The sequence below is a fragment of the Mesorhizobium sp. M7A.F.Ca.CA.004.06.1.1 genome, assembly GCF_003999135.1.
Classification (GTDB): Bacteria; Pseudomonadota; Alphaproteobacteria; order Rhizobiales; family Rhizobiaceae; genus Mesorhizobium.
This window is the reverse complement of the sequence record NZ_RZPQ01000483.1, coordinates 1-4,601: the sequence shown is the minus strand read 5'-3', so window position 1 is coordinate 4,601 and position 4,601 is coordinate 1. Positions and strand designations below refer to the sequence as shown.

Below are 4,601 nucleotides of genomic sequence, written 5' to 3'. Positions count from 1 at the left end.
TATGTGATGCAAAAGTCACATTGGCCGGAATGCCGGCCAACTGCACGGAAAGACCCCGAATCAGCCGCAATCCAGCCACGAAGCGAGGCATTTTCGACCAGATATTAACATCACGTTCACCGACTATTCACGCCTCGACGCTATGATGACCGCAATTCGGAAGGGACATCCGAAAATCGGGACAGGGACAAGGGTAATGAACTTCCTCGCGCACCTCATCGGCTATGCCGCCGCCATCCGCGAATTCGTCGCGCCGACCTATCGGCCCGAGCGCTATTACATGCGCGGCCCCGGCCCTGCTTGCGCCCGTCGCGGCAACTCGCTGGGCGCGCACTGATCATGGCTTTCGAAAATCGCCACAACAGCAGGATCTGCAGGCCGGCCGCCTCTACCCGCGCCACCACCTATCGCGCCGAGCGTCCCGCTCTCGCCGACAGGCGCCGTGCGACATCGCCACGGCTTTGATACCGACGCTGGCCGGCTTAGTGTCATAGGACACGAGCAGCCGAGGCCAGCGTGACCGACCATTCCCAACCCAGTCGACCCCAGTCAAATCGTCCCTCCGGAACAACTCTCGACGCACGCCATCGATTGATCGTTTTCGATGGCGTCTGTGTGCTCTGCTCCGGCTTCGTGCGCATGGTGGTCAGGCTCGATCGCCAAGGCCGTTTCCGCTTCGCCACCGCGCAGTCGCCCTTCGGTGAAACGCTGTTTCGGAAGCATGGACTGCGCACGGACTCTTACGAAACCAACCTCGTCCTGATCGACGGCGTCGCCTTCACGCGGCTCGACAGCTTCGTCGCTGTCATGGCGGAACTCGGCTGGCCCTGGCGGGCGGCAAAAACGCTGCTGCTGCTGCCGCGCCCGCTGCGCGACTGGCTCTATGAGCGCGTTGCCAGGAATCGCTACGCGCTGTTCGGCAGGAAGGACAGCTGCGAGGTTCCTTCTCCGGAGCTGCGCGAGCGGTTCCTTGACTGAGGATGTGGCTGCTGGAGAACGAGCCGCCGCTCAGCGCATTGATCGGGCGTTATCGCGGTTGGCTCGAACCGGTGGATTCGCACGGCTTCAGCACGATCGCGTCGCCGGCCCCCTTGCCCAATTCCCGGCAGCCTTGAACCGAGCACAGCGTCCAGCCGTCGCCGGTTGCGCCAGAGGCGGCGAGTATGACGCGCCGCTGTGGGCCGACCGTGGGCGTGTAGGCCCACCAGCCATTCTTCAGCACCGCGCCTTCCGATGGCTCCATGCCGGCGCCCGAGCTCTTGACCCGCGCCTCGACCAGCTGCAGGCCGATAGGCGTGACCTTCCAGTCTTCCTCCCAGCGCGTCCGTTCCACCGAATGCGTCCAGGACAGCGTAAAGGCGGCGACGGAGAACGTCACCATCTTGCCGGCGGCCAGGATGCAAAGGCTCATGTTTTGGCTGAAGCCTGCCGCGCACGAAAGCAGTGCCAGCCGATCCAGGCCAGCGCCAGCGCCCAGCCGGCCTCGTCGGTCAGCGGCACCGCGGCGACCAGCAGCACGCCGGCCGCGAAGGCGATGAGCCGTTCCCACAATGCCATGCGGCTGGCGAGGAAACCGACGGCGGCGGCACCCCACAGCACGATGCCCATGCAGGCCTTGGCGACGATGTAGGCGACCTCGACGGGATAGCCGAACTGGGCGGCGATCGGCCCGGCGTCCTGCAGCATCAGAGCCGGCGTGTAGACCGCCATGAACGGCACGACGAAGCCGGCAATGGCGAGTTTAGTCGCCTGGATGCCGATCTTCAGGCCACTTTCCCTAGCCATGGGTGCCGCGGCAAAGGCGGCCAGCGCCACTGGCGGCGTCAGATCGGCCATGATGCCGAAATAGAAGACGAACATGTGGCTGACCAGCAGCGGCACGCCAAGCTCGAGTAGCGCCGGCCCGGCCAGCGACGAGGTGATGATGTAGTTGGGAATGGTCGGGATGCCCATGCCCAGCACCAGGCAGGTGAGCATGGTCAGCAACAGCGACAGGAACAGATTGTTCTCGCCGATGGAGATGATCCAGCCGATGAAGGTCGAGGCGATGCCGGTCAGCGTCAGCGTGCCGATGACGATGCCGACGATGGCGCAGGCAATGCCGACCGGCAGCGCGTTCTTGGCCCCTTCGGCGAGCGAGTCGACGCAGATCCGCAGCGTCTCGCGGCCGCCCTTGAATGTGAAGCAGGCGACCACCAGTGCGGCGATGACGGCGCCGAGGAGATTGACGCCGAACTTCATGAACGAAGCGGCGGCAAGCCCGAGCGCGATCCAGAAGACGATGCGGAAGGCGAGCGGACCGATCGCTGCTGCCAGCGGCGTGCCGAGGATGAGCACGATGGTCAGCGCCAGGCCCATCGTGCCGGCGAAGATCGGCGTGTAGCCGGCAAACAGCAGGTAGACGAGCGCTGCCAGCGGCAGCACCAGCGGCCAGTGCTGTTTCACCGCGTCCCACGGATTGGGCAGGTCCGCCTTGGCCATGCCGTGCAGCCCGGCCTTGCCGGCTTCCAGATGCACCTGCCAGAAGCACGCGCCGAAATAGAGCAGCGCTGGGATGATCGCCGCCTTGACCACATCGGCATAAGGCACGTTCAGCGTCTCGGCCATGATGAAGGCGACCGCGCCCATCACCGGCGGCATGATCTGGCCGCCCATCGAGGAGGTCGCCTCGACGGCACCGGCAAAGGCCGAGCGGAAGCCGAAGCGCTTCATCAGCGGGATGGTGAACTGGCCGCTGGCCACCACATTGGCGACTCCCGAGCCGGAAATGGTGCCCATCAGCGCCGACGACAGCACGCAGACCTGCGCCGGGCCGCCGCGCCATGTGCCGACAAGGCCCAGCGCGAAATCGTTGAACAGCGCGATCATGCCGGCGCGTTCGAGAAAGGCGGCAAAGACAACGAAGATGAAGATGTAGGCGGCCGAGACATAGATCGGCGTGCCGTAGATGCCTTCGGTGCCGTAGGCGAAGGTGTCGACCAGCTGGGCGAAATCATAGCCGCGATGGACGAGCGGCGGCGGCAGATGGTTGCCGAAAAAGCAGTAGGCGAGGAAGATGAAGGCGATGATCGCCAGCGGCAGCCCCATCAGCCGCCGCGCCGCCTCGAAGACCAGCACCACCAGCACCGCGCCGACGATGAGATCCGGCGTGGTCAGGAAGCCGGAGCGGCGGATGAGGTCGGTGTAGAACACCCAATTGTACAGGCCGGTGCCGAAGCCGAGCGCCCCGAGCGCCCAGAACGCTGCTTTGGCCGGCATGCTCTTGGCGCGCAGATTGGCGATCAGGCCGAAGCCGAGCAGCAGCAGGAAGCCGACATGCATCGCCCTCACCACCTGGCTCGGCATGCTGCCATAGGCGGCGACATAGATCTGGAACACGGAAAAGGCGACGGCGATGAGAAAGGCGGCCTTGCCGGCGATGCCGTCGCCGAAGCCGGGTGGCAGGCCTTCGACCTGTTCTTCGACGGCAGGCAGATGGAAGGTGGTGGATTTGCCGTCGGTCGTTGTTCCAGACGATGCTTCGCTCATCCGACTGTCTCCAGAAGGAGCGAAGTGTAGTGCGAGGCGCCCCCCTCTGTCCTGCCGGACATCTCCCCCTCAGGGGAGATCAGCAGCGTCGGTGTCTGCGCACGTTCTGCAACGCTAGCGAATGGCGAAAGGTATGGTGACGGCCAATCTCCCCCCTTGAGGGGGAGATGCCCGGCAGGGCAGAGGGGGACGCCTGGCGAGTGCATCTCCGATAGCCGAGCCATGCTCCGCTACTTCAACAATCCCTTCTCCTTGTAATACCGTTCCGCACCGGGGTGCAGCGGCACTGGCATGCCGTCGAGCGCCTTGGCCTGGTCGATCGCCTTGGCGGCGGCATGGGCCGCGGCAAGCTGGTCGAGATGGTCGAATATCAGCTTGGTCATCTGATAGGCGATCTCGTCGGAGACATCGGCGCGGGTGATGAGGAAATTGCCGACGGCGGCGGTGGCGACATCCTCGCTTTGGCCCTCATAGGTACCCTTGGGAATGACCACCGAAAGATAGGGCGAGCCGATCTTCGCAACATCCTCGGCCGGCACCGCCACGACATTGATCGGCACCGAGGTGGCGAGGTCGCGGATCGAGGCGACGCCGAGTCCGGCCGATTGCAGAGTGGCGTCGAGCTGCCGGTTTTTGATCAGCTCGACCGATTCGGCGAAGGGCAGGTATTCGACCCGGCCGAGATCCTCGTATTTCAGCCCCGCGGCGGCGAAGATCGCGCGCGCATTGAGTTCGGTGCCCGACGCCGGTGCGCCGACCGACAGGCTCTTGCCCTTGAGGTCGGCCAGCGTCTTGATGCCGGACTCCTGGCTGGCGACGATCTGGATGTAATTGGGATAGATGGCGGCGATGCCGCGCAATTTGTCGAGCTTGCCTGGGAAACCGGCCTCGGCATTGCCTTCGGCGGCCATCTTGACGGAATCGCCGAGCGCAAAGGCGATCTCGCCCTTGCCCTGCTGCAGCAGATTGAGGTTTTCAACCGAAGCCTTGGTCGCCTGCACCTGGGTGCGAGCGCCTTCGATGCCCTTGCCGTAGATTTCCGACAACGCCACGCCGAGCGGATAATACACGCC

At 64.6% G+C, this 4,601-nt stretch carries 5 protein-coding genes; 2 read left to right on the top strand and 3 right to left on the bottom strand.

Going from position 1 to position 4,601, the window contains the following annotated elements; all coding sequences use genetic code 11:
- Positions 1–196: 196 nt before the first annotated feature.
- Together EN906_RS23945 and EN906_RS23940 are read left to right on the top strand one after the other, a co-directional pair.
- Entirely contained in the window at positions 197–337 is a 141-nt protein-coding gene (locus EN906_RS23945) for a hypothetical protein (protein WP_013528645.1), read from the top strand.
- Positions 338–591: 254 nt separating this feature from the next.
- Positions 592–978, top strand: a complete 387-nt coding sequence (locus EN906_RS23940; RefSeq protein ID WP_256754965.1) for a DCC1-like thiol-disulfide oxidoreductase family protein — start codon at positions 592–594, stop codon at positions 976–978.
- Positions 979–1,027: 49 nt separating this feature from the next.
- On the opposite strand, the gene EN906_RS23935 is transcribed toward EN906_RS23940, so the two are convergent.
- The 3 genes from EN906_RS23935 to EN906_RS23920 form a co-directional block, all read right to left on the bottom strand.
- The gene (locus EN906_RS23935; protein ID WP_127267559.1) at positions 1,028–1,411 is read right to left on the bottom strand and encodes a DUF1850 domain-containing protein; all 384 of its coding nucleotides are present in this window, start codon (positions 1,409–1,411) and stop codon (positions 1,028–1,030) included.
- The gene (locus tag EN906_RS23930) at positions 1,408–3,528 is read right to left on the bottom strand and encodes a TRAP transporter permease (protein ID WP_127267558.1); all 2,121 of its coding nucleotides are present in this window, start codon (positions 3,526–3,528) and stop codon (positions 1,408–1,410) included. Before EN906_RS23930 ends, EN906_RS23935 begins: the two co-directional genes overlap by 4 nt.
- A gap of 230 nt (positions 3,529–3,758) precedes the next feature.
- On the bottom strand, positions 3,759–4,601 hold an 843-nt coding region (locus EN906_RS23920), incomplete at its 5' end, for a TAXI family TRAP transporter solute-binding subunit (protein ID WP_127375426.1).

Bases quoted from the DNA above. Each gene is read 5' to 3' on its own strand.
- EN906_RS23930 (WP_127267558.1), bottom strand. From the start codon at position 3,528: ATGAGCGAAGCATCGTCTGGAACAACGACCGACGGCAAATCCACCACC.
- EN906_RS23945 (WP_013528645.1), top strand. From the start codon at position 197: ATGAACTTCCTCGCGCACCTCATCGGCTATGCCGCCGCCATCCGCGAA.
- EN906_RS23935 (WP_127267559.1), bottom strand. From the start codon at position 1,411: ATGAGCCTTTGCATCCTGGCCGCCGGCAAGATGGTGACGTTCTCCGTC.